Origin of the sequence: Haematobacter sp., assembly GCF_032102465.1 — a bacterium.
In the GTDB taxonomy this organism is placed as follows: domain Bacteria; phylum Pseudomonadota; class Alphaproteobacteria; order Rhodobacterales; family Rhodobacteraceae; genus Haematobacter.
The window spans coordinates 18,187-41,520 of record NZ_DAMDHB010000024.1; the positions used below are offsets into that span (position 1 = coordinate 18,187).

Here is a 23,334-nt window from a genome sequence, read left to right on the forward strand (position 1 = left end):
ATCGGCCGCTATCGCCATGATCCCCAAGGTTGGCGACGGTGATGGCGGCGTTCCGCGAGCCGTAAACGCCACCCGCCCTTTCACCAGCTCTTGCGCAGCGAAAGCGAGGCGCGCCGCCCATCGCCATAGAAACAGGACAGCGCGCCGTCACAGGAGGAAACATAGTCCCGGTCGGTGAGGTTGGTCACCGAGGCAGCCACCAGCCAACCCTCGCCAAAGGCATAGCTCGCGCCCAGATCGTAGAGCGTCGCTCCATCGACCTTGTACTGATTGAGGTCGTCCGCCCATGAGGACCCGAGCCGCCGCACACCCGCCATGACGCTCAAACCCTCCACCTGCGCCACCTGCCAGTCGAGCCGGAGCGAGGCGAAGTTTTCCGGCGTCGCCTTGGGTGTCTTGCCGACGAGGGCCGGGTTCACATCCTCACGCACCTCGATATCCATGGATGTCAGCGCACCGGTGAGGGTGAGGCCCGTCATGATCTCGCCCCGCGCCTCCAGCTCAACCCCGCGGGAGCGGATCTTGCCGACCTGGAAATACTCGTAACCCGCCCCGCCCCAGGCGCTGATCGACACATTCTCCCGCTCCAGATCGAAGGCGGACAGTGTCAGCAAGGTACGTTGGGACGGAGCCCATTTCACGCCCGCCTCCCATTGGCGACCGGTTTCAGGCTCTACCTTGTTGCCCGCCGCATCGTTGACGATCTGCGGCGTGAAATAGGTCGCATAGGAGGCATACGGGGTCACCCCATTGGCAAAGGCATAGGCAAGGCCCAGCCGCCCCGTGAACTCCCCGTCCGAGCGATCCACGCCCTCGGCGCCCGTGGCCTCGTTCCGGCCGGATGAGGTCTCCACCCAGTCGTAACGCGCGTTCGCCGTGGCAATCCAGTTGCCCCAGCGGAGCTGGTCCTGCGCGTAGAGGCCCGCCTGACGCATGGTAATATCCTGATCGATATAGGGAACGGCAGGCGGGAAGACCGCACCCCGAACCGGATCGAGCACGGATATCGTCGGTGCAGACGGCGAGGACGAGGACGCCTGTACCTGGTCCATCTTGAAGATGCGAAGATCAAGCCCGAAGGTCAGCCGGTGCTGGACCGCGCCGGTTTCGACGGTTCCTTCGAGCCGGGTATCGGCCAGCGCGCTCCGCGATGTGGTCTGCTGCTGGAAGAGGATGCGGGACAGGTTCGCCTTAGGATCCTGCGGAAGCATCGCGAAATGGTTGGAGAATGTCTCGTTCCACGTGTCGCCGTAGCCATACCCGTAGGCATAAGGCGCGCTTTCGTCGATATCCGACCATGCAAGGCGTATCCCCTGGCTCAGCACCCAGCCGTTGTCGAACCGATGGCGTATCTCGGAGGAAAGCGTGGCCTGATCCCGTTCATACCAGTCCAGCCGCGGGTCGGAGGTGTTGAAGTCGCGCGGAATGAAGCCGAAGTCCGCCCCCCTCACCGTGCCGACATAGGGCAGCCAGGAGCCGCCGACATGCGTTTCATCCACCCGGTAGAGCGTGGCGGAAAGCGTCATCTCCGTCGCCTCGCCCAGATCGAAGGTGACGGAGGGCGCGATCAGGCCTGTCAGCCCGTCATCGAATGCGCCGTTCGACTTTTCCGTGTTGATCTTGCCAAGAAAGCGCCAGTCGTAGCCACCCGCCGTGCCGTTCACATCGGTCGCGATCCAACGGCGGCTGTCGGTGCCGACGCCAGCCTCAACCATACCGCCCGGCGTTCCCGTCGGGCGTTTGGAAACCATGTTGACGATAGCGCCGGGATTGGAGCCGCCATAGAGCACGGACGCTGGCCCCTTCAACACCTCCACCCGCTCCAGCAGGAAGGGATCGGTATAGAACCCCCCGAAGCCGAAGGCATATTGCGCCAGACCGTCAAGAAACATACCGGTCTGTGTCGCCTCGAAGCCGCGGATGTTGATCCAGTTGGTATCGGTGTCGAAGCCAAAGGGCGCAGGGCTCACACCCGCTGTATAGCCGAGGATCTCATCGACCTTGGTGGGTTGGAGGACGTTGAACACTTCCCGGCCGATGACGCTCACCGACTGCGGGATCTCCGTGATCGGCGTGGCGCTTTTGGTTCCCACCAGGGTGACAGGGTTGGCATCCGCTCCGACGGGGCCGGTTCCTGTGGCCTGACCGTCAAGATAGACCGGGGAGAGGGTGGCCTGCTGGGCCGCAACGGGCAGCGCCGCGAGCAGCGTCAGACAGGCGGTGGTGGAGGCGAGGCGGGCGCGCGGCGTGCGGAACATGGGGACTCCCTGAAGGCGTTAGACGGATGGAGGGGTGCTGGGCCGACCTCACCTAGGGGGAAGCGCTCCATCTGTCTTGATCGTTTCTGTCGGAATTTGTCGGATCCTGCCGCGCCGTGTAGTATCGCGCTCCCGCCGCCAGTTTCCCGGTGTGATCCCGATGGCGCTGCGGAAACTCCGCGTCAGATGCGCCTGATCCGCAAAGCCCACCGCACAGGCAATTTCCGCCAAGGGCAGGTCGGAGGCCTCAAGCAATCCCTGTGCTCTCGCCAGTCTCCGCCGCAACACCCATTGATGCGGAGGCAGTCCGGTCGCCTGCTTGAAGGCGCGCGTGAACCAGCTTTCGGAAAGACCCGCCACCTGAGCAAGGTCCGTGATCGCGATGCGCCCGCCAAGATTGGCTTCCACATGCTCGCGGACACGCGCGAGTTGACGGCGCGTGAGACCGCCCTTTGCCGCAGCCGCCGGAGGGAGGGCGAAAAGCTCGGCGAGGAATGCCTGTATCAGCCCTTCCCCCGCCAGATCATGGCGCTCCGGTTCCGTGCATTCCCGCGCGATAAGGCCCGCAAGCGTGACAAGAGCCGCGCTGCCGCCCTGAAGGATCGGCCGTGACCAGCACTCGCCGGCAATCGCCCCGCCCAGCCGCTCCTCCATCCGCGCACTGTCCAGATGAAGATCGAGATGGCGAAAGGAATGGGAGTGATCGACGCGGCTCCACACCCTCATCCCGGCAGGGACATAGAAGACCCGCCCGGCAGGCCGGAACCCCCGTCCTGCGACAGGGGAAAGGGCCAACGCCTCCGCCCCCTCAAGCAGCACGACGATGCGTGGGTCCGGGGACAGGTATGTGCCACCTGCCCCTTTGGCGCCCCGCGCATGCCAGACATCCGCGACCACGCCGTCCCAGCCCCGCCATGAGAGGGTGTCACAAAGGCTGATGCCTTCGATCTGGCTCGTCATGTTCGGGCGGAATGTCACGGGATTATCCAGCGGGTGAAGGGGCTGGCTCGCCCACGGGCTGGCTCATCCAAAACTATCACCCGCAGCCCAACCGGTCAATTCCGGCCGTCAGGAGGCGATACGGCGAACCCCCATCAGAAGCTCCGCCAGAAGAAACGCCTGCGCCTCGAACATGCCGCTTCCCGGCATCGTCCTGCAACCGGTGGCCCGCGCCGCGGCGATCAGCGGTGAAACGGCCGGGCGGGTCACCACATCCGCCACGAACTGATCTGCACCAAGGCGAGAGACATCTACCGGCAAGGGATCGCTTTCCTTCATTCCAAGCGGCGTCGCATGGGCAATGAGCGCAAAGCCCCGCGGATCGGTTCCGCCAATACGGAGCTTGCCCGGGAACCGCTGCTCCAGCCGCGCGATCAGGCTGTCGCGGCGCGCGATATCGATATCATGAACCGCCAGTTCGCTCGCGCCGCGGGCAAGGATTTCATACGCAATCGCAGCCCCGGCGCCACCCGCTCCGATCAGCAGCGCGGGCGTGCCCCCGACATCGAACCCTTCTGCGGCGATCCCGTCCATGTAACCATGCCCGTCCGTGGCGTCGCCGATCCAGTCATCGCCGTCCCTGATGGCGATGTTCACCGCACCAGAGGCGCGTGCGCGGTCAGAAACCCGGCTGCAGAAGTCGAGACAGGCGATCTTGTGCGGGACCGTCACGACGATGCCGCCGCAGTTCCGCATGACTTTCACGCCCTCAAGCCAGGCGGGAAGCCCTTCCGGCTGCACATGAAACGGCACCACCAGTCCATTGAAGCCTCGCTCAGCCATGATCTGGCTGAGCGCGCCGGGTGATTTCACCTGCCCCACCGGATGAGCCACGACGGGAAAGATCATCGTCTCTCCATCCAGTTTCAGGACCTGTCCCATGCGCTTTCCTCCGACTGATCGAAAGTGAATTTTCATAAAATGGAACTTGGTTCAAGTATTAAATTATAATACGGATACGCATGGATGTTTTGACTCACCTGGGTCAGCCGACGAACAAGGAGAGCTTTGATGACGTTTTATGAACTTGCGACACTCGACACGGTGATCTTCGGCGCCGGCAAGGCGGGAGCGGGACTCGAGCGTTGGGTGACGGAAGGCGCCGGGCGGTTCTGCGGTGCGTGGGCTACTGACATCGGCGCGCTGAACCGCATCTTCATTCTGCGCGCGTTCGATGATCTGGGCGGGGTCTTTGCCGAACGGGGGCGCGCGTTGCTCCACGCTGATCCCTTCGGTTGCGCCGACCATCTGGTCGGCCTGACTATGGAAAGCTACCGGGGGCTGGATTTCCTGCCGCCCGTCGCAGCGGGAAACTTTGGGCCGATCTATGAATTCCGCACCTACAAGACAAAGATCAACGGCATCCGCCCCACGATGGAGAAATGGCGGACCGCCGTCCCGGCGCGGGAGGCGTATTCCAAGCTGACAGTCGCGATGTACGGCTTGGACGGCGCGCCCCGGCTCACTCAGATTTGGCCTTATGCAAATCTTGCCGATCGCAGTTCGGCGCGCGCGAAGTCGGTGGCAGATGGAGTCTGGCCCCCCAAGGGAGGCCCGGATTGGCTGCTTCCCGACATGACGAGCCAGATCGCGCTGCCGCTTCCCTTCTCCCCCCTGCAGTGAGGCGACGATGAGCCACGCCATTTCTCTCGCATTTCTCACGGTCTTCGACATCGGCCCGGTCGAGGCGGTCCGTGTCGCGGCAGCGGCGGGCTATGATATGCTCGGCGTACGCCTGCTTCCGGCCGCGGCCAGTGGCGAGCAGGACTATCCCCTGCTGACGGATGACGCTCTGCTCGCCGACATGAAGACTGCGCTCTCGGATCATGGCATCCGCGTGGGCGACGTCGAGATCATCCGTCTGAAGCCGGAAACCGATTGGCCGTTGATAGAGCGGTTCTGCGCGCGCTGCGAGGCGCTGGACGCGCGGCATATCCTTGTCGCGGGCGATGACCCGGATACAGGGCGGCTGACGGCAAACTTCGCGCGGCTCTGCGAGATCGCGGCGCGCCATGGGCAGACGGCCGATCTGGAGTTCATGCCGTGGACGGCAGTACCCGATCTCGCCTCGGCTGCCGTGATCGTCGCCGCGGCAGGGCAGCCCAACGGCGGGGTGCTGATAGATGCGCTTCATCTCGACCGTTCCTCCAGCAGCACGGCAGAGGTTGCAGGGTTACCTCGCGCCCGGATGAACTACGTGCAGTTCTGCGACGGCCCAGTGCCCTATGATCCCTCCGACGAGGGGCTGATCCGGGTTGCACGGGGCGAACGCCTCATGCCCGGCCTGGGCGGCGTGGACGTGACGGGGCTTGCCCGCGCGATTCCCCAGGATGTGACAATCAGCGTCGAAGTTCCTCATCGCGCGCTCGCATCGAAGGTCGATGCCCGGGCAAGGGCGGAAATGGCAATGGCCGCCACGCGAGGCATTCTGCGGGGCATCGGTCGTCTATGATGAAATAAGTTTCTGATAATACAAATTAAAAAGGTGATGCCCGGGTCCGTTGGCCACGGGCATTTTCTTTACCTCGTCCACTAAATCGAATCTCATATAATTGTTGAATCGGTTTCCATTTAAAGTATCATCTTCGACGGGAGATTACACGCCTTGGGGAGCGGGGCAGGCTGTCTGGTGAGACCGGACAGACACCGCCGGGCTCGCATGTCATCGTTGGAGGAGGAAATATGAGCGATATAACGACCGCGGATCGCCTTGGACCGCATGGTACAAAGACTGCCGCGCCCTATCGGCAAGGTGCGCCCGCCATGGACATCGGCGCGAGCGATCAATGGTCCGGGCTGCGGATCATGATTGTCGGCCTCTGTTTCCTGCTCAATGCGATCGACGGAATGGATGTAGTGATCCTCTCCTACATCGCGCCGGTTCTGACGACGGATTGGCAGCTCTCGCCGGAACGGCTGGGCATCGTGTTCTCCGCGAGCCTCGCCGGCATGGTGGTGGGGTGCTTCTTCGTGGCCCCGCTGGCGGACCACTGGGGACGCCGGCCACTGATCCTGGCCTCGCTCACCATCATCACCGGTTGCATGATCGCGAGCGGCTTTGCCCGGAACGTGGCGGAGCTTCTGGTGCTGCGCCTGGTCATCGGTGTGGGCGTCGGGGCGATCCTCGCCTCCATGGCGGCAATCGCGGCGGAATTCGCCCCCGTGAAGGAGCGGGCGCTGGCCGTGTCGATCATGACGGCGGGTTATCCTCTGGGAGCCATGCTGACGGGGCTTGCGATGGCGCCGCTGCTGCCTCAGTTCGGCTGGCACATGATGCTGCTCGGCGCGGGTATCATCTCTCTCATCGCGCTGCCGATCGTATGGCTGGTGCTGCCCGAGTCCATTGACTTCCTCATCCGCCGCCAGCCGCGAAATGCCCTGACAAGGGTGAACGGCGTGCTGACGCGCCTCAACCATGCCCCCATCGCGGCACTGCCTCCCCGCCCCGCCAAGGCCGGAAACCTCAACATCGGTCAGATTTTCGCCCCCGGCCGCATCCGCGCGACCATCGCGCTCTGGATCGGCATCTTCATGGGCTTCATGTCGCTTTACTTCGTGATCTCGTGGATCACCAAGCTGGCCTCCGGCGCGGGATTGTCGCTCGACAAGGCGATCTATGTCGGCGCGATCCTGAACTTCGGTGCCTGCCTCGGTACAATCGCGATGGGCAAGCTCTCCACCGTCTTCCCGCAGTCCCGCGTCGGCGCCATTTTCCTGATCGTCGCCGCCGCAATGCTGGTGGTCTTCGGCACGGTCGCCATGCCGCTTCCCGTGGTGCTCATCAACGCCTTCCTGATGGGGGTGGCGATCTACGGCGGGTTCAACGCGTTCTACGGCCTGGCCGCGAGCCTCTATCCCGCCGCCGTTCGCAGCACGGGCATCGGCTGGGCCATGGGTGTCGGACGGTTCGGCGCAGTGGTCGGGCCGACCTTCGGCGGCATGCTGATCGGTGCGGGGGCGAGCCTTTCCACCGTCATGATCGTCTTCGCCATTCCCCTGGTCATTGCCGCAATCGCAGCGATCCTCAGCCGGCATTAAGGAAGCTCCCATGCCCATGACATCTCCCTCCAGCGCCCCCGGTAACGGACCGGTCGTGCTTCATCAGCGGATGACCTGCGACCTGCTCGTGATCGGTTCCGGCGCGGGGGGGCTTGCGGCGGCAACCACCGCCGCGGCGCTTGGCCTCACCGTCATCGTGGCCGAGAAGGCCAATCTGGTCGGCGGCACCACCGCCATTTCGGGCGGCTGGCTGTGGATCCCCGACGCGCCCCACGCACAGGCAGCGGGCAAGGAGGAGGATCCGGCGGCGGTGCGGGCCTATCTGCGCGCCGTCATCGGCGACCGTTACGACCCCGTCCTTATCGAGGCCTATCTGCGCGATGCACCGCGAATGCTCGCCTTCTTCGAGCAACGGACAGAGGTCCGCTTCCTGCCGGGCTCCGGCGTGCCGGATTTTCACGGCACTCTCCCGGGTGCGGCGGAAGGCTGGCGTTCGGTGGTGGCCGCGCCCTATGACGGGCGCCGGCTGGGTGGGCTGATCGCGCAGCTGCGCGAGCCCATTCCGGAAACCACGCTGCTCGGCATGGGCATCGCCTCAGGTCTGGACCTGCGCATGTTCCTGACTGCCCTGCGCAGTCCCCGCGCCTTCGGCCATGTCACGGGGCGGGTGCTGCGGCATCTGCGCGATCTGGCCGTACACGGGCGGGCGATGCAACTGGTGAACGGCAATGCGCTTGCCGCGCGGTTGCTGCGCTCCGCAGAGGATCTGGGCGTCACCCTTCTTACCGGAGCGAGCGCGCGGTCGCTGCTGCGGGACGGGACCCGGGTTGTCGGCGCGATGCTGGAGACGGCGGACGGCGCCGTGGCCGTCACGGTGCGGAGCGGCGTGGTGCTGGCGACCGGCGGCTTTCCCCACGCGGAGGAACGCCTGCGAGAGTTGCTGCCACATGTGGAGGCAGGCACACCGCACGTTTCCGCCGCACCCGAAACGAATACCGGAGACGGGCTGCGCCTTGCCGAGACAGCGGGAGGCCAGGTGAGCAGGACACAGACCCACGCCGCCGCCTACGCCCCCGTGTCGCTGGTACCACGGACGGACGGCAGCATGGGTCGCTTTCCGCATCTGGTGGAGCGGGGCAAGCCGGGCCTCATCGCGGTGTTGGCAAACGGCGCCCGCTTTACCGATGAGGGCGGTCCCTACCACGATTTCGTGCGCGAGATGATCGCGGCTACTCCGCAGGGGGAACGGGTCCGGTCCTGGCTCATCTGCGATCACCGCTTCCTTCGCCGCTATGGACTTGGAGCGGTGAAGCCGTCGCCCCTTCCGTACGGGCGCTGGCTACGCAACGGTTATCTGAAAAGGGGCCGGACGCTCACCGATCTGGCGCAGGTTTGCGGCATCTCGCCGGAGGGGCTGGAAACCACCGTCGCGCATTACAACCGCCACGCGGAAGACGGGCGCGATCCAGAGTTCCATCGGGGAGAAACGGCATACGGGCGTGTGCAGGGGGATCCCGATCACGGCCCCAACCCCGCGGTCGCTCCCATTCGGAAGGGCCCCTTCTACGCGGTGGAGATCGCGCCCGGCAGCCTCGGCACCTTTGCCGGCGTCGTCACAGATGAGCGGGCGCGCGCCCTGGATGCCGACGGCATGCCGATTCCCGGCCTCTACGCGGTGGGAAACGACATGAATTCCATCATGGGCGGAAGCTATCCGAGCGGCGGCATCACGCTCGGCCCCGCAATGACATTCGGCTTTCTGGCCGCAGAGACGGCCGCAGCCGGAACCGCCGCGGCCACGAATGGGAGGAGGAAAACCCATGCCCGTTGATCCCGAAATGCTGACCGAGGTCGATCTGCTGGTCATCGGCGCGGGCGCCGGAGGGATGACCACCGCCCTCGTCGCCGCCCTCGCGGGGCTGAGCGTGCTGCTCGTCGAAAAGACCGGTCAGGTCGGCGGCACCACGGCGACATCAGGCGGCACGACCTGGATACCCGGAACCCACCTTTCCGATGCCGCGGGTGTGCCGGACCGTGTGGAGGAAGCCGAGCTGTTCCTCCGCACCATCGTCGGACAGCGGGGTGGCGACCATTTGCGGGCGGCCTTCCTCCGCTCGGGTCCCGAGGCGGTCGCGGACCTTGAGCGCCACACGGAGGTCAAGTTCGCCGCCGCCACTGCACATCCCGATTACATCGATGCGCCGGGGCAGGCGTTTGGCGGGCGGGCGCTTGGTCCCCTGCCCTTCGACGGGCGGCTTCTGGGTGCGGACTTCGACCGGGTCCGCCCTCCCCGGCGGGAGTTCATGGGGTTGGGTGGCATGATGGTGGGGCGGAACGAGCTGTCAGCCCTGCTCTCCCCCTTTGCCTCGCTGACCAACCTTCGCACGACGGTTGGAATCGTCGGCCGTTACGCGCTGGACCGGCTGCGATACCGGCGGGGGACGAGGCTGCTCATGGGCAATGCGCTGGTCGCGCGGCTGGTCTACAGCCTGCGCAAAACCGGGGTGCCGATCCTGTTCGACGCCACGACCGACGCGCTGCTGGTGGAGCAGGGCCGCGTCACCGGAGCCCGGGTGAATGGGCGCGAGATCCGCGCACGCCGCGGCGTGGTTCTGGCGACCGGAGGTCTCTGCTGGAACAAGGACATCCGCGCCCGGCTGTTCCCCGAACCGACGCGCGCCTATGCTCTCGGGCCGGTGACGAATACCGGCGACGGCGCGGACCTTGCGACGGCCATCGGCGCGGGGTTTGATGACGGCGGAGACAGCCCCGCGCTATGGATGCCATGCTCCTCCTACCGGCGCGCGGATGGGACGCTGGCGGTCTGGCCGCATATCATCCTCGACCGGGCCAAGCCCGGCCTGCTTGCGATCAATGCGCGCGGGGAGCGGTTCGTGAACGAATCCGATTCCTACCACGACTTCTCCGTCGCGCAGATCAAGGCGGGGGCGTTCCCGGCCCATCTGGTCTGTGATGCGGATTTCATGCAGAAATACGGGCTGGGGATGGTCCTGCCCGGCGCCCGCAATCTGCCTGCGATGCTGAAGGCCGGTTACGTGACCGAGGCCGGAAGCATCGCCGCCCTCGCCCGCAGGATCGGGTGCGATCCGGTCGGACTGCAACGCACGGTAGAGGAGTACAACCGCTTTGCCGCCACCGGTCGGGACGACGCCTTTGGTCGCGGCACATCGGTAATGAATCGTTTCAACGGCGATCCGGCAGCCGGCGCCAACCCCTGCCTCAAACCGTTGGGCGAGGGTCCATTCTACGCCGTTGCCGTTAAACCGGCAGACCTCGCATCCAGCGCCGGGTTGAAGGGGGACGAATTCGGCCGTGTCCTGAACCGGAGCGACCAGCCCATATCCGGGCTCTATGCCTGCGGCAACGACCTGGCCTCCATCTTTCGCGGCACCTACCCCGGTCCGGGTACCACCATCGGGCCGGCCATCGTCTTCGGCTGGCGTATCGCCAAACATGCGGCGGGCGAATTGTGCGCGGAGCCGCTGCCTGTTGCCCGCGCTGTCTGATGACCACATCTGAGAGGAGCAGAAACATGACCGATTTACCGCTTGGCGTGAACACGATCAGCGACACCTGGACGATCCCGCTGGAAGAAAGTCTGATCCGCCTGTCGAAGCTGGGTTTTCGCCAGTTCGACGTGATGGTCAGCCCGGCGCATCTGGATATCGAGAACATGATGCCGCGCGACTATGCCCGTATCCGCAAGCTTTTGGAGCGCGAGGGGCTGACGATCCATGCGCTGACCGCGCAGAGCCTCGACCACAACCTCGCCTCCCCGCGGGAGGAGATCCGCGAGATGACGGTAGGCTTCAACCGGAAGATGCTGAACGCATGCTACGAACTCGGGGCGCAGGGGTTCGTCTCGGTCTCGGGCCGATACAACGCTTTGAATGCTCCACCGCGAGAACAGCTTGAGGGATGGTTCTTCGGGGCGCTGGAAAAGACCATCTCCCATGCGGAGCGCGCGGGGGTGAAGGTCTTTCTCGAAAACGTTCCCATGGGCGTCCTGCCGGATGCGCGGAGCATGGTGGCCTGCGTGGAGCGGTTTGACAGCCCGGCGCTCCGCATCTGCTATGACCTTGCGAATGCCCATTTCATCCATGAGGACCTGAGCGAAGCGCTGCCGCTGGTCGTGCCCTATCTCGACCTCCTTCACATGTCGGATACCGGTCAGCAGCAGTGGCGCCACGATGCGATCGGCACCGGCAGCGTCAACTTCGCCGCTGCCGCAAGCGCGTTGCAGGCGGCCGGATTCAAGGGCCTCTCCGTCGTCGAAATCCTGAACGTCGATGCAGACCGGGCGGTCATGGAGGCGGTGGACAGGCTCTCTCCCCTCGGCTGGAAGATCGCGCGTCAGGGACCTTTCGCACAAGCGGCGTGAGCCGCGACGCAGGGTTTCTGAGTTCATCGGTTGACCTTTCCGCTGTTGAACGTCTTTTTGACATCAGCGGAAGCGAGGTGAAACCGTGAGCAGCGTCGTCGAGAAGTCACTGGCCATCATCGAGGGGCTGGCCGAGCATCCTGAGGGGTTGTCGGTCTCCCATATCGCGGGGATGACCGGTCAACCCGTCAGCGGTGTCCACCGCACTCTCCATGAGTTGATCCGGTTGGGCTATGTGCGTCAGATCGCGGACGGGGGCGATTACACGCTCTCGATCAAGCTGGCGGCACTCGGCCTTGGCTTCATGCGGCGCGCCGGGATCAATGACGTGGTTCAGCCGATCCTGGACCGGCTGGCCGCGGAATCAGGCGAACTCATCCGCCTCTCGGTCATCGATAACAGCGCGCTCACCTGGGTTGCCGTTGCGCAAGGGGCAACCACGGGGCTGCGCTACGATCCTGGGCAGGAACAGGGCGTTGTGGTCCACCTCGCCTCCTCTGCAGGCGGGCGGGCGTGGCTCGCGGCGATGCGGGACGAGGAGGCGCTGGAGCACGTCAGCGCGCAGGGCTTTGGCCGGGACGACGGTCCGGCGAAACCCATCGGCATCCCGGAGCTGCTGGCGATTCTCAAGGAAACCCGCGCGCGCGGCTATTCCGTGGCCGTCAGCACATATATTCTTGGCATGGCCGCGATGGCCGTGACGGTGCGGTATGCCGATACGGACCGAGTACTCGGCTGCCTGTCAATCGCGGGGCCATCAGTACGGATGACGGATACCCGCATGGCGGAACTGGCGCCGCTGTTGCAGTCGGCGGCGACAGAATTGGGGATGGCCGCGCCCGCCTCGGAATATTTCGCGCTTCCCGCCCGAAGAGCGGGCCCGAAGGTCGCCTGAAGTCAAGCGGTGTCACGGGGAATGAACTGGCCGGGCAGCAGGACATCCCCTTCCCGCTTGCCCTCCAGCACCTCGAACAGCGCCTCCGCCATCTGGGTGATCGGCTGCCGATAGGTCGTGAGGCGGTAGGCGGGTGACAGGGACAGCGGAATGTCGTCGAACCCCGTGACCGCAACATCCTGCGGGACTTTCAGCCCCAGTCGATAGCGCAGCGCATCCATGGCGCCGATGGCGAGGATGTCGTTTTCGCAGACAAGCACGTCCGGCCGGTTGTCCATCGCTCCGGTGAACAGCAGACTGACCGCCTCGATTGCCGCACCGAAGTCATACGCCTCGGCGTGAACGGTCGCCACATCGCCCCCTGTCCGGCTCCGCCAATGGTCGATGAAGGCGCTCTTGCGGTGGAGCTTGGCCGATTGCGTGTCCGGGCCGGCCAGAAACGCGGGCCGCCGGTAGCCACCCTCAACCAGATGATCCGCGATCCGTCCCATGGCGAAGATATCGTCGCAAGCGATTGTCAGTGTGTTCGGGTTCTGGCTATAGCGGGCAAAGACGACGAGTTTCTTGACCCGCCTTGCCCCAAGCGCAGTGTCCAGCACGCTGTCATCGAACCGCGTCCCGATCAGAACCGCAGCATCTACGCGCCGTTGGCTCGCCGCCAGCAACGCAGCCGATGCGTCATCGCTGTCCGACATGTGGATAAGCAGCGTCGCCCAGCCGTGACTGGACAGGATCCGCGTCAATCGTTCCAGCAGCACGAGCTTGTGGGGGTTGTTGAAGTCATTGGTGATGAGCGCGACCAGATTGGAACGGTCGGATGCCAGCGATGCCGCCAGCAGATCAGGCGCGTATCCCAGCCGCCGGGCGGCGGTAAGCACGCGATCCCGGCTTTTGGGGGAGATCGAAGCATCCTTTTTGAAAGCGCGGGCCACGGTCCAGCGGGACACACCCGCAGCGGCGGCCACGTCATCGGCGGTAACGCTGACTTCGGGATCGGGGAGCTTGTCCATCTGCCCTTTCTACCCCGCGGCACCCGGGGAGGAAAGATATTTGCACGCGCGTGCAGTTTATGTTGCACGCGCGTGCAGTGGTCGTCATTCTAGCGCTAACATGAGATCGCAGACGCGATTCGGGGGGGAAACGAATGCTCAGGGTTGCCCTGATCGGGGCGGGGCGCATCGGCCGCGTCCATGCCAGATCCATGTCCGCCACGCAGGCCAGCCGCGTCGTTGCGGTAGCCGATGCAAATGCCGAAGCCGCGGCTGACGTGGCGGCCGAGGTGGGTGCAGAGGTCCGGCAGATTGAGGAGATTCTCGCAGATCCCGCCATTGACGCGGTGCTGATCGCCACTTCCACCGACACACATTCCGAGCTGATCGAACGGGCGACAGCCGCCGGGAAAGCCGTGCTGTGCGAAAAGCCGGTCGATCTTTCGCTGGAGCGGGCAGAGCGGGCACTGAAGAAGGCGAGCGATACCGGCAGGCCTGTGATGATCGGCTTCAATCGCCGCTTCGACCCGAATTTTGCCGCTCTAAAGGCAGCCTATGACGGGGGGGAGATAGGGAGAGGGGAATTGCTGTCCATAACCTCCTTCGATCCGGCGCCCCCGCCCGTCGCCTACGTAAAGGTGTCAGGCGGATTGTTCCGCGACATGATGATCCACGATTTCGACATGGCCTGCTGGTTGTTCGACGGCCCTCCGAAGACGATCTTTGCCACCGGCAGCGCGCTGGTGGACCCGGAGATCGGCGCCGCGGGCGATGTGGATACGGCGGTTGTCACGATGACTTGGGCGGATGGGCGGATCGCCGTCATCCGCAATTCTCGCCGCGCGGGCTATGGGTATGATCAGCGGATAGAGCTTCTGGGATCCGAAGGGCTTCTGTCGGCCCAGAACGTGCTCGAAAACACGGTGGAGAAAATCACTGCGGCAGGCGCGCTATCGGCCAAGCCGGTCCATTTCTTTCTCGAACGCTACATGCGGGCCTATGAGCGGGAATGGGCGGCGTTCGTGGAGGCGCTGCAGGAGGGCAGGCCGATGCCCGTCAGCTTGCAGGATGGCGTGACCGCCCTCGCCTGCGCGGAACTGGCAGCCCGATCCGCCGCGACGGGCAGAGCCGTCAGCTTTTCGCCCGAAATGGCGGATGCCTGACATGCGCCCGATCGGCTGCTGCACCTGGATTTTCGCGGGCGAAGACCTGTCGCGCATTTCCATGCGGGCCTGTCGGGCGAAATTGAACGGGGTCGAACTGCACGGTGACATAGGCGGACTGGACCCTGCCCGGTCAGGGCGGTTGCTGGCCGAAGCGGGTCTGCAAATCTTTTCCGTCACTCCGGGCGATGCCGATATCAGCCACCCGGACCCGATACGGCGGCAGGCGGCAGTCACCTATTACGCGCGGCTGATAGAGTGGGTGGTGCGGCTGGATCATCCCGGGGTGCGGCTCTCCGTCCACGGGCAGGTCGGGCGCATCCGCCCGCTGGCGGATGAAGCGGCGGAGTGGGGATTTCTTGTGGAAAGTGTTCAGCACACCACCACGGTTGCCGCGACAGCGGGTCTTCCCGTCGTCTTCGAGTTGCTCAATCGCTATGAGAGCCATCAGGTGAATACCGTGGCGCAGGGCCTGACTCTCATCGAGCGGGTGGCAGCCCCCAACCTGTCGCTGCTGCCCGACGCCTATCACATGAATATCGAGGAAGCCGATCCACCGGCGGCGCTTCGCGCTGCCGGCGGCGCAATCGGCCTGTATCACGCGGCTGATTCCAACCGGCAGGGTATAGGCGAAGGCCATACGGATTTCGCAGCCCATGTCGCGGCGCTCGACGCCATCGGCTATCGCGGCCCGATCATTCTGGAGCCTGCCGCCCCCGGGCCGGACCCGTTCCGCGCCGACAAGGGGAACGGCTTCCGCGACCGGCTGGAGGCGATGATTACCGCCTCCGCCGCGCGACTTCGGACAATTCAAGAGATCACGCAGGAGCGGGACAGCCTGCCTGCCTGATGATCCTGCCGGGACGGGAGGCCCGGTCAGACCACAATCGAAGCAGGGGAGGAAAAGATGAACAGACTGAAACTCACGGTGGCGGCGATTGCAGTGGCGCTCGCCGCGCCCGTCGCGGCGCAGAACATCGTCATCGTCGCGCATGGGCAGGCGGCGGACCCGTTCTGGTCCGTGGTCAAGAACGGCGCTGCCGCGGCCGGGAAGGAAGCGGGGGTCACTGTAGATTTCCGTTCGCCCGAGACCTTCGACATGGTGCGCATGGCGCAGCTCATCGACGCGGCGGTCAATCAGAACCCGGACGGGCTTGTCGTGTCCATCCCGGATGGCGATGCGCTTGGGCCGTCCATCCGGCGCGCGGTGGAGGCGGGGATCCCGGTGATCTCGATGAACTCCGGTGGGGATGTCGCCCATGATCTCGGCGTCAGGCTCCACGTCGGGCAGTCGGAATTCGACGCGGGCAAGGCAGCGGGTGCGCGGCTGGCGGAAATGGGCGGCAAGAAGGGGATCTGCGTCAACCATGAGGTCGGCAACGTCTCCCTCGACCAACGCTGCGCCGGATTTGCCGAAGGCTTCGGCCATGCAGTCGCCGTGATCCCCACCCAGATGGACCCCGCGGAGGTTCAGTCCAAGGTCCGCGCGGCGCTGGAGGCAGACCCGGAGATCGACAGCGTCCTGACGCTTGGGGCGGCACTTGTGGGCGAGCCGGCCGTCGCCGCGGTCGAGGCCCTTGGAGAGACCGACAAGGTCAGGGTGGCAAGCTTCGACCTTTCTGCGGGTTTCCTGCAGGACGTGGCGGACGGCAAGGCAGCCTTCGCCATTGACCAGCAGCAATACCTTCAGGGCTATCTGCCGGTGAGCTTCCTCGCGCTCAACGCCAAATACGGGCTGATGCCGGCGGGCGACGTGGCCTCCGGGCCGAACCTCGTGGAAAAGGCCGCCGCTTCACAAGCCATCGACCTGTCCGCCAAGGGCATCCGCTGACCGGGCCACAGCCGCCGGGCGCAGTGCGCCCGGCTGAACCCGAACCGAACAGGGGGAAATACCCATGGCATCGGATACGACGACCCTTTCCGCGGATGAGCGGATCCGGTCGGAAAGCCTCGTCACGCGGTTGATGAAACGGCCGGAGCTCGGCGCAATCGGCGGTCTCGTGCTCGTCACCGTCTTCTTTCTCGTCACCGCCAGCCCTGCGATGTTCACGCCACAGGGCGTCATGAACTTCATGACCCCGGCGGCGCAACTTGGTATCCTGGGCATCGCGGCCGCGATGCTGATGATCGGCGGAGAGTTCGACCTGTCCATCGGGTCCATGATCGCCTTTGCAGGGCTGATCTTCGGTGTCCTTGTCGTCAACATGGGCCTGCCGCTGATCCTCGCAATTCCGCTCACCATGGCTTTCGCCGCGGGGATCGGCGCGCTCAACGGGGTGATCGTGCTCCGCACCGGGCTGCCCAGCTTCATCGTGACCCTCGCCTTCCTGTTCATTCTGCGCGGCGCGTCGCTGGTGGGGCTGAAGCTGTTCACCAATGGCTCCACGCAGCTTCGCGGCGTGCGGGAAGCGGTGGAGGGCGATTGGCTGGCCCCACTTTTCTCCGGCGATGCTTTCGGCGGGTTGTTCCGCTGGATGGCCGGGCAAGGCTGGATCGCCACGCTCCGCTCCGGCACACCGAGCGTGCCGGGCGTGCCGGTGGAAATCCTGTGGTTTGTGGGTTTTGCGCTGATCGCCACCTTCGTGCTGCTGCGCACTCCATGGGGCAACTGGATCTTCGCGACGGGCGGCGACAGGAATGCCGCCGAGAACTCCGGCGTGCCGGTGCGGCGGGTCAAGATCGCGCTGTTCATGCTGACGGCCTGTGCCGCCGCCCTTGTCGCCATCATCACCGTGATCGACTCCGGCTCCACGGATGCGCGCCGGGGCTTCATGAAGGAGTTCGAGGCCATCATCGCAGCCGTGATAGGGGGCTGTCTGCTCACCGGGGGTTACGGCTCCGCCATCGGGGCCTTCTTCGGCGCAATCATCTTCGGCATGGTCACCATCGGCCTGACCTATACCAGCTTCGATCAGGACTGGTTCCAGGTGTTCCTTGGCGGAATGCTCCTGCTCGCGGTGATCTTCAACAACGTGATACGCAAGCGCGTGACGGGAGAGCGGTGATGCCCGAACCCATCATCCAGATGGAAAACATCCGCAAGCATTTCGGTAATGTCATCGCACTGAATGGCGTGACCTTCGATGTGCAGCCGGGAGAATGTCACTGTCTGCTGGGTGACAACGGCGCGGGAAAATCGACCTTCATCAAAACCATGTCGGGGGTGCACAAACCCACCTCCGGCACCATCGCCTTTGAAGGCAGGCCGATGAGCTTTCAAAGCCCGCGCGACGCGATGGAGGCCGGGATCGCCACGGTGTTTCAGGATCTTGCCATGATCCCGCTGATGAGCGTCACCCGTAACTTCTTCATGGGACGGGAGCCGACGCGCGGACGCGGCCCCTTCAAGCGCTTCGACATCGAAAGGGCGAATGCCGTTACCATGGAGGAGATGCAGCGCATGGGCATCAACCTGCGTGCGCCGGATCAGGCCGTCGGCACGTTGTCAGGGGGGGAGCGGCAGACCGTCGCCATCGCGCGGGCGGTCTATTTCGGGGCCAAGGTGCTGATCCTCGATGAGCCGACGAGCGCCCTTGGCGTCCGGCAGACCTCGAACGTCCTGGCGACCATCGCACGGGTCAGGGCGCAGGGCGTGGGCGTAGTCTTCATCAGCCACAACGTCCGTCACGCCCTGGCGGTAGGAGACCGGTTCACGGTCCTGAACCGCGGCCAGACGCTTGGCACCGCGCGCAAGGGAGAGATCGATGCCTCCGCCCTGCAGGACATGATGGCCGGCGGGCAGGAAATCGCGCAACTGGAAGGCAGCCTCGGAGGAACGATCTGATGGCCGGGCTGGGCGTGGCGCTGATCGGCACGGGCTTCATGGGCAAATGTCACGCAATGGCGTGGCGCAATGTGGCGACCGTCTTTGGCGGCCCTCCCCCCCGGCTGGAGATGCTCTGCGATACTCCCGGAGACAGGGCTGCCGCTCTGGCGTTCCGTTTCGGTTTCGCCCGGAGCAGCGATGACTGGCAGGCGGTGGTGCAGGATCCCTTGGTGGATGTCGTGTCCATCACCACCCCCAACGCACTTCATCGCCGGATGGCGGAAGCCGCGCTGCGGGCGGGCAAGCATGTCTGGCTTGAAAAGCCGATGGCTCTGACGCTCCCGGATGCGGAGGCGATGGCGGCGCTCGCTGCCCGCCATCCTGCTCAGGTCACGCTGCTCGGCTACAACTATCTGCGGAGCCCGGCGTTTCAGGCAGCGGCGAAAATGGTGGCCGAAGGGGCGATAGGCCGCCCGCATGCTTTCCGCGGTGTCTATGACGAGGATTATTCCGCCGATCCCGCGCTTCCTTGGACGTGGCGGATGACGAAGGCGGAGGGAGGGTTGGGGGCACTCGGCGATCTGGGATGCCATCTCGTGAGCCAGATGGTCACGCTCATGGGGCCGGTTGCCGAGGTCACGGCGCTGACCCAGATCACGGTTCCCGAACGGCCCTCCCCCGATGGACCGCGCGCGGTGGAGAACGAGGACAGCGCGCTCGCCCTCGTCCGTTTTGCCTCGGGCGCGCTTGGCTCCTTCGCGACCTCCCGGGTGGCGCGGGGGCGCAAGTGCCGCCTGCAATGGGAAGTGCAGGGAAGCGATGGCACCATGGTCTTCGATCAGGAGAACATGAACGAACTGTGGCTCCACCGCAGGGGAGAGGCCGGGTTCACACGTCACCTCACCGGCCCTGAGCAGCCCGACTTTGCCGCCTTCTGCCCCGCGCCCGGCCACAACTTCGGCTTCAACGAACAGAAGGTGGTGGAATGCCGGGATATCATTGCGGCAATCGGCGGCGCACCTTCCCGCGGGCCTGATTTCGCGCAGGGGCTCGCGATCGAGCGCGTGATCCATGCCATGGCCGCCTCCGAGGGCCGCCCCGTCCGCATCGAGGAGACAGCGCATGAAGACGCTTGATGTGATCACGATTGGCCGATCCTCGGTCGATCTCTATGGCCAACAGATCGGGGGCCGTCTGGAGGACATGGCCTCCTTCGCGAAATATATCGGCGGCAGCCCCACCAACGTCGCCTGCGGTGCCGCGCGGCTGGGCCTCCGGTCGGCTGTGATCACGAAAGTCGGAGATGAGCACATGGGCCGGTTCATCCGCGAGCAGTTGACGCGCGAGGGGGTCGATACGCGCGGTGTTCTCACCGACCCGGAGCGGCTCACCGCGCTCGTTCTGCTGGGCATCCGCGATGAGGATAGCTTTCCCCTGATCTTCTACCGGGAGAACTGTGCCGACATGGCGCTCTCGCCCGACGATATCGACGAAGACCTCATCGCGGAGGCCCGCTCGGTTCTCGCGACGGGCACGCATCTCAGCCATCCCCGGACGGAAGCCGCCGTTCTGAAAGCGCTCGACCTCGCGCGGCGGCACGGGGCACGGACGGCGCTCGACATCGACTATCGCCCGAACCTCTGGGGCGTGGCGGGGCATGGGGAGGGCGAGAGCCGGTTCGTGGAAAGCGCCGCGGTGACCGCCCGCCTTCAGAAAACGCTGCCGCTCTTCGACCTGATCGTCGGCACGGAGGAGGAGTTCCATATCGCTGGCGGCAGCACCGATACGCTCGACGCGCTCCGTGCGGTGCGGAAAGTCTCGGGCGCCGTGCTGGTCTGCAAGCGGGGCGCTGCGGGGGCCGTCGCCTTTGCCGGCCCGATTCCCGACAGTATCGATGCGGGGGAGAGCGGGCCGGGCTTTCCCATTGAGGTCTTCAATGTGCTGGGCGCGGGCGACGGGTTTTTCTCCGGCCTCCTGAAGGGCTGGCTGGACGGCGAAAGCTGGCCGCGTGCGCTCGAATACGCCAATGCCTGCGGGGCCTTTGCCGTCAGTCGTCATGGCTGCACGCCTGCCTATCCGAGCCTTGAGGAGTTGCGCTTCTTCCTGTCGCGCGGCCTCCGTCGCCCCGATCTGCGCAATGATCGGGAGCTTGAGCAGATACACTGGTCAACGACCCGAACCGCGGGCTGGGAGGACTGCCGCATCTTCGCCTTCGACCATCGCGCGCAACTGGAGGAGATGGCGGGATACAGCCCCGCGAAGGGCGCGGCCTTCAAGGACCTCTGCCTCCGGGCCGCGCGCGAGGTGCAGGGCGGGCGGACGGGCTACGGCATTCTCTGCGACAGCCGGATCGGGCGGCGCGCGCTCCACGCGGCCTCGGGCAGCGGACTGTGGATAGGCCGCCCTGCGGAATGGCCGGGCTCCCGCCCCCTCGCGCTGGAGCCGGAACTGGGGCCCGATTGCGGCGGCTTGCAGGAGTGGGCAAGGGAGAATGTGGTGAAGGTGCTCTGCTTCTGCCACCCCGCCGACCCGCCCGACATGAGGACCGCGCAGGAGGAGACGGTGCTCCGCCTGTTCACAGCGGCGCGCCGTAACGGGCTGGAATTTCTGCTGGAGATCATTCCTTCGCGTGTCGGCCCCGTAGATGACACCACCACCGCCGTGCTCATCCGGCAGTTCTACGAAATCGGCGTGCGCCCGGACTGGTGGAAGCTGGAGCCGATGACAACGCCGGCCGCATGGGAAGCGGCCATCGCCGCCATTGAATCGCATGACCGCCACACCCGCGGCATCGTCGTGCTGGGGCTGGACGCGCCCGAGGCGGTGCTGGGAGAAAGCTTCCGTATCGCGGCGGCCTTTCCGCTGGTGCGGGGCTTCGCGGTCGGGCGAACGATCTTTGCGGAAGCGGCGCGGCAATGGTTCGCCGGGCGCACGGACGATGCCGCGGCAGTGGCGGAGATGGCAGCGCGCTATCGCCGTCTCTGCGATCTTTGGGACAAGGCGCGCGCCTGCGCGCGGAGGGAGGCGGCATGACGCTCAGATTGACGGCCGCACAGGCCATGGTGCGCTGGCTCTCGCAACAGCAAAACGAAGCGGGCGAGCGGTTCATCGAAGGCGTATGGGCGATTTTCGGTCATGGCAACGTGGCCGGTTTGGGCGAGGCGCTGCACGGGGTGGGCGCCGATTTGCCGACATGGCGAGGACAGAACGAACAGACCATGGCCCATGCTGCCGTCGCCTATGCCAAGGGGAATGCCCGTCGGCGGGCGCAGGCCGTGACAAGCTCGATCGGGCCGGGGGCTACCAACATGGTGACCGTCGCCGCCGTGGCGCATGTGAACCGGTTGCCGCTTCTCCTCATTCCCGGAGACGTCTTTGGCAACCGCCGGCCGGATCCGGTCCTGCAGCAGATCGAGGACTTCGAGGACGGAACGGTCAGCGCCAACGATTGTTTCCGCCCCGTCAGCCGCTACTTCGACCGTATCACCCGGCCGGAGCACCTGCTGACGGCCCTGCCCCGTGCGATGCGAGTGATGACCGACCCCGCAACATGCGGCCCGGTCACGCTGGCCTTCTGTCAGGACGTGCAGACGGAAGCGCATGACTGGCCCGAGGCGTTCTTTGCGCCGCGCATCTGGCGTATCCGCCGCCCCGAACCGGATGCCGCCGATCTTGCAGAGGTCGCGCGCCTGATCCGGGAGGCAACCGCACCGGTCATCGTCTGCGGCGGCGGCGTGATCTATTCGGGCGCGGAGAGGGCGCTGGCCGATTTCGCCGCCCGCCACGCCATCCCGGTGGTGGAGACGCAGGCCGGGAAATCCGCGCTCCCGCAAGCGCATCCGTTGAATTACGGCGCGGCCGGGGTGGATGGATCGGCGGCAGCCAATGCCATGGCGGGCAAGGCGGATCTGGTCATCGGCATCGGCACCCGCTTTCAGGATTTCACGACGGGCTCATGGTCGCTCTTCGCGCGTCCGGGGCGACGGCTCGTCAGCATCAACACCCAAGGGTATGACGCCGACAAGCATGGCGCCGTCGGGCTGCTGGCCGATGCGCGTGTCGCGCTCGACCGGCTGGGAGGTCTGCTCGGGACCTATCGCGCCACGAATGCCGATGCGGCGGCGCGCAGCCGCTGGCTGTCGGCGGTGGAGGCGCATTGCGCGCGCCCCCGGAACACCAACCTGTTGCCCACCGATGCGCAGGTCATCGGCGCCGTGCAGCGTGCCGCGACAGAGGCCAGCATCGCCATGTCTGCCGCGGGCACCATGCCCGGAGCGCTGAAACTGCTGTGGCAGGCCTCTCAGGGCGGGTATCACATGGAATACGGCTATTCCTGCATGGGCTACGAGATCGCCGGCGCCATGGGCCTGAAGCTCGCGCAGCCGGAGCGGGAGGTGCTCTGCTTTGTCGGCGATGGCAGTTACATGATGGCCAACTCCGAACTCGCCACCGCTGTGATGCGGCGCATCCCCTTCACGGTCATCCTGACGGACAATCGCGGATATGGATGTATCAACCGTCTCCAGCAGGGCACGGGGGGCGAAGCCTTCAACAACCTTTATGCCGATTGCGCGGTCGAAGCACAGCCGGAGATCGACTTCGTTGCCCATGCCCGCAGCATGGGCGCCCATGCGGTCAAAGCCGCGGACATCGCCGATCTGGAGGCGCAGGTCGCTGCCGCGCGTCTCCGCAATCTGCCCACCGTCATCGTGATCGAGACCGACCCCAGCCATGGCCCCGGTTTCGGCGAGGCGGGACATTGGTGGGACGTGGCCGTCCCGGACACCGGCGACGGCGAGAAACTCCAGCAGGCCCGCGCCCGCTATCTCGAGGCGCTGGCGCGGCAGAACCTGGTCAACTGAC

At 65.4% G+C, this 23,334-nt stretch carries 19 protein-coding genes; 15 read left to right on the forward strand and 4 right to left on the reverse strand.

From position 1 onward, the window contains the following. Positions 1 to 80: 80 nt before the first annotated feature. The 3 genes from RT513_RS14250 to RT513_RS14260 form a co-directional block, all read right to left on the reverse strand. Positions 81 to 2,258: a TonB-dependent siderophore receptor gene (locus RT513_RS14250; RefSeq protein ID WP_290686885.1), complete on the reverse strand. Its 2,178-nt coding sequence runs from the start codon at positions 2,256 to 2,258 to the stop codon at positions 81 to 83. Positions 2,259 to 2,306: 48 nt separating this feature from the next. Beyond that, a complete protein-coding gene (locus RT513_RS14255) occupies positions 2,307 to 3,236 on the reverse strand; it encodes a helix-turn-helix domain-containing protein (protein WP_290686883.1) in 930 nt (309 codons plus the stop codon). Positions 3,237 to 3,326: 90 nt separating this feature from the next. Then, a complete protein-coding gene (locus tag RT513_RS14260) occupies positions 3,327 to 4,139 on the reverse strand; it encodes a shikimate dehydrogenase (RefSeq protein ID WP_290686881.1) in 813 nt (270 codons plus the stop codon). Between the two features lie 129 nt (positions 4,140 to 4,268). On the opposite strand from RT513_RS14260, the gene RT513_RS14265 reads away from it, so the two are divergent. The 7 genes from RT513_RS14265 to RT513_RS14295 all read left to right on the forward strand — a co-directional run bounded on the left by RT513_RS14265 (position 4,269) and on the right by RT513_RS14295 (position 12,553). After that, on the forward strand, positions 4,269 to 4,880 hold the full coding sequence (locus RT513_RS14265) for an NIPSNAP family protein (protein ID WP_290686879.1): 612 nt from the start codon (positions 4,269 to 4,271) through the stop codon (positions 4,878 to 4,880). Between the two features lie 7 nt (positions 4,881 to 4,887). Then, positions 4,888 to 5,709, forward strand: a complete 822-nt coding sequence (locus tag RT513_RS14270) for a sugar phosphate isomerase/epimerase (protein WP_290686877.1) — start codon at positions 4,888 to 4,890, stop codon at positions 5,707 to 5,709. A gap of 230 nt (positions 5,710 to 5,939) precedes the next feature. Next, the gene (locus tag RT513_RS14275) at positions 5,940 to 7,295 is read left to right on the forward strand and encodes an MFS transporter (RefSeq protein ID WP_088214606.1); all 1,356 of its coding nucleotides are present in this window, start codon (positions 5,940 to 5,942) and stop codon (positions 7,293 to 7,295) included. 10 nt (positions 7,296 to 7,305) lie between these two features. After that, positions 7,306 to 9,087, forward strand: a complete 1,782-nt coding sequence (locus RT513_RS14280) for an FAD-dependent oxidoreductase (protein WP_290686875.1) — start codon at positions 7,306 to 7,308, stop codon at positions 9,085 to 9,087. After that, positions 9,077 to 10,783, forward strand: a complete 1,707-nt coding sequence (locus RT513_RS14285) for an FAD-dependent oxidoreductase (RefSeq protein ID WP_290686873.1) — start codon at positions 9,077 to 9,079, stop codon at positions 10,781 to 10,783. The genes RT513_RS14280 and RT513_RS14285 overlap by 11 nt, the downstream gene beginning before the upstream one ends. A gap of 26 nt (positions 10,784 to 10,809) precedes the next feature. Then, on the forward strand, positions 10,810 to 11,658 hold the full coding sequence (locus tag RT513_RS14290) for a sugar phosphate isomerase/epimerase family protein (protein WP_290686871.1): 849 nt from the start codon (positions 10,810 to 10,812) through the stop codon (positions 11,656 to 11,658). 85 nt (positions 11,659 to 11,743) lie between these two features. After that, the gene (locus RT513_RS14295; protein ID WP_290686869.1) at positions 11,744 to 12,553 is read left to right on the forward strand and encodes an IclR family transcriptional regulator; all 810 of its coding nucleotides are present in this window, start codon (positions 11,744 to 11,746) and stop codon (positions 12,551 to 12,553) included. Between the two features lie 2 nt (positions 12,554 to 12,555). Here the strand turns inward: RT513_RS14295 and RT513_RS14300 are convergent, their stop codons facing one another. After that, positions 12,556 to 13,563: a LacI family DNA-binding transcriptional regulator gene (locus RT513_RS14300; RefSeq protein ID WP_290686868.1), complete on the reverse strand. Its 1,008-nt coding sequence runs from the start codon at positions 13,561 to 13,563 to the stop codon at positions 12,556 to 12,558. Positions 13,564 to 13,697: 134 nt separating this feature from the next. Between RT513_RS14300 and iolG the strand changes: the two genes are divergently transcribed. The 8 genes from iolG to iolD all read left to right on the forward strand — a co-directional run bounded on the left by iolG (position 13,698) and on the right by iolD (position 23,333). Further along, positions 13,698 to 14,705 carry an inositol 2-dehydrogenase gene (gene iolG, locus RT513_RS14305; protein ID WP_290686865.1) on the forward strand — a complete coding sequence of 336 codons (1,008 nt, stop codon included), beginning with the start codon at positions 13,698 to 13,700 and terminating at the stop codon, positions 14,703 to 14,705. Further along, positions 14,698 to 15,555 carry a sugar phosphate isomerase/epimerase gene (locus RT513_RS14310; RefSeq protein WP_290686863.1) on the forward strand — a complete coding sequence of 286 codons (858 nt, stop codon included), beginning with the start codon at positions 14,698 to 14,700 and terminating at the stop codon, positions 15,553 to 15,555. The genes iolG and RT513_RS14310 overlap by 8 nt, the downstream gene beginning before the upstream one ends. A gap of 57 nt (positions 15,556 to 15,612) precedes the next feature. Continuing rightward, positions 15,613 to 16,536: a sugar ABC transporter substrate-binding protein gene (locus RT513_RS14315; RefSeq protein ID WP_290686861.1), complete on the forward strand. Its 924-nt coding sequence runs from the start codon at positions 15,613 to 15,615 to the stop codon at positions 16,534 to 16,536. A gap of 64 nt (positions 16,537 to 16,600) precedes the next feature. Next, the gene (locus tag RT513_RS14320; protein ID WP_088214598.1) at positions 16,601 to 17,710 is read left to right on the forward strand and encodes an ABC transporter permease; all 1,110 of its coding nucleotides are present in this window, start codon (positions 16,601 to 16,603) and stop codon (positions 17,708 to 17,710) included. Next, on the forward strand, positions 17,710 to 18,489 hold the full coding sequence (locus RT513_RS14325; protein WP_290686854.1) for an ATP-binding cassette domain-containing protein: 780 nt from the start codon (positions 17,710 to 17,712) through the stop codon (positions 18,487 to 18,489). The genes RT513_RS14320 and RT513_RS14325 overlap by 1 nt, the downstream gene beginning before the upstream one ends. After that, positions 18,489 to 19,607: a Gfo/Idh/MocA family protein gene (locus RT513_RS14330; RefSeq protein ID WP_290686852.1), complete on the forward strand. Its 1,119-nt coding sequence runs from the start codon at positions 18,489 to 18,491 to the stop codon at positions 19,605 to 19,607. The genes RT513_RS14325 and RT513_RS14330 overlap by 1 nt, the downstream gene beginning before the upstream one ends. Further along, positions 19,594 to 21,504, forward strand: a complete 1,911-nt coding sequence (gene iolC / locus RT513_RS14335) for a bifunctional 5-dehydro-2-deoxygluconokinase/5-dehydro-2-deoxyphosphogluconate aldolase (protein WP_290686850.1) — start codon at positions 19,594 to 19,596, stop codon at positions 21,502 to 21,504. The genes RT513_RS14330 and iolC overlap by 14 nt, the downstream gene beginning before the upstream one ends. Then, positions 21,501 to 23,333, forward strand: a complete 1,833-nt coding sequence (iolD, locus tag RT513_RS14340) for a 3D-(3,5/4)-trihydroxycyclohexane-1,2-dione acylhydrolase (decyclizing) (protein ID WP_290686848.1) — start codon at positions 21,501 to 21,503, stop codon at positions 23,331 to 23,333. Before iolC ends, iolD begins: the two co-directional genes overlap by 4 nt. The last annotated feature ends 1 nt before the right edge of the window (position 23,334 follow it).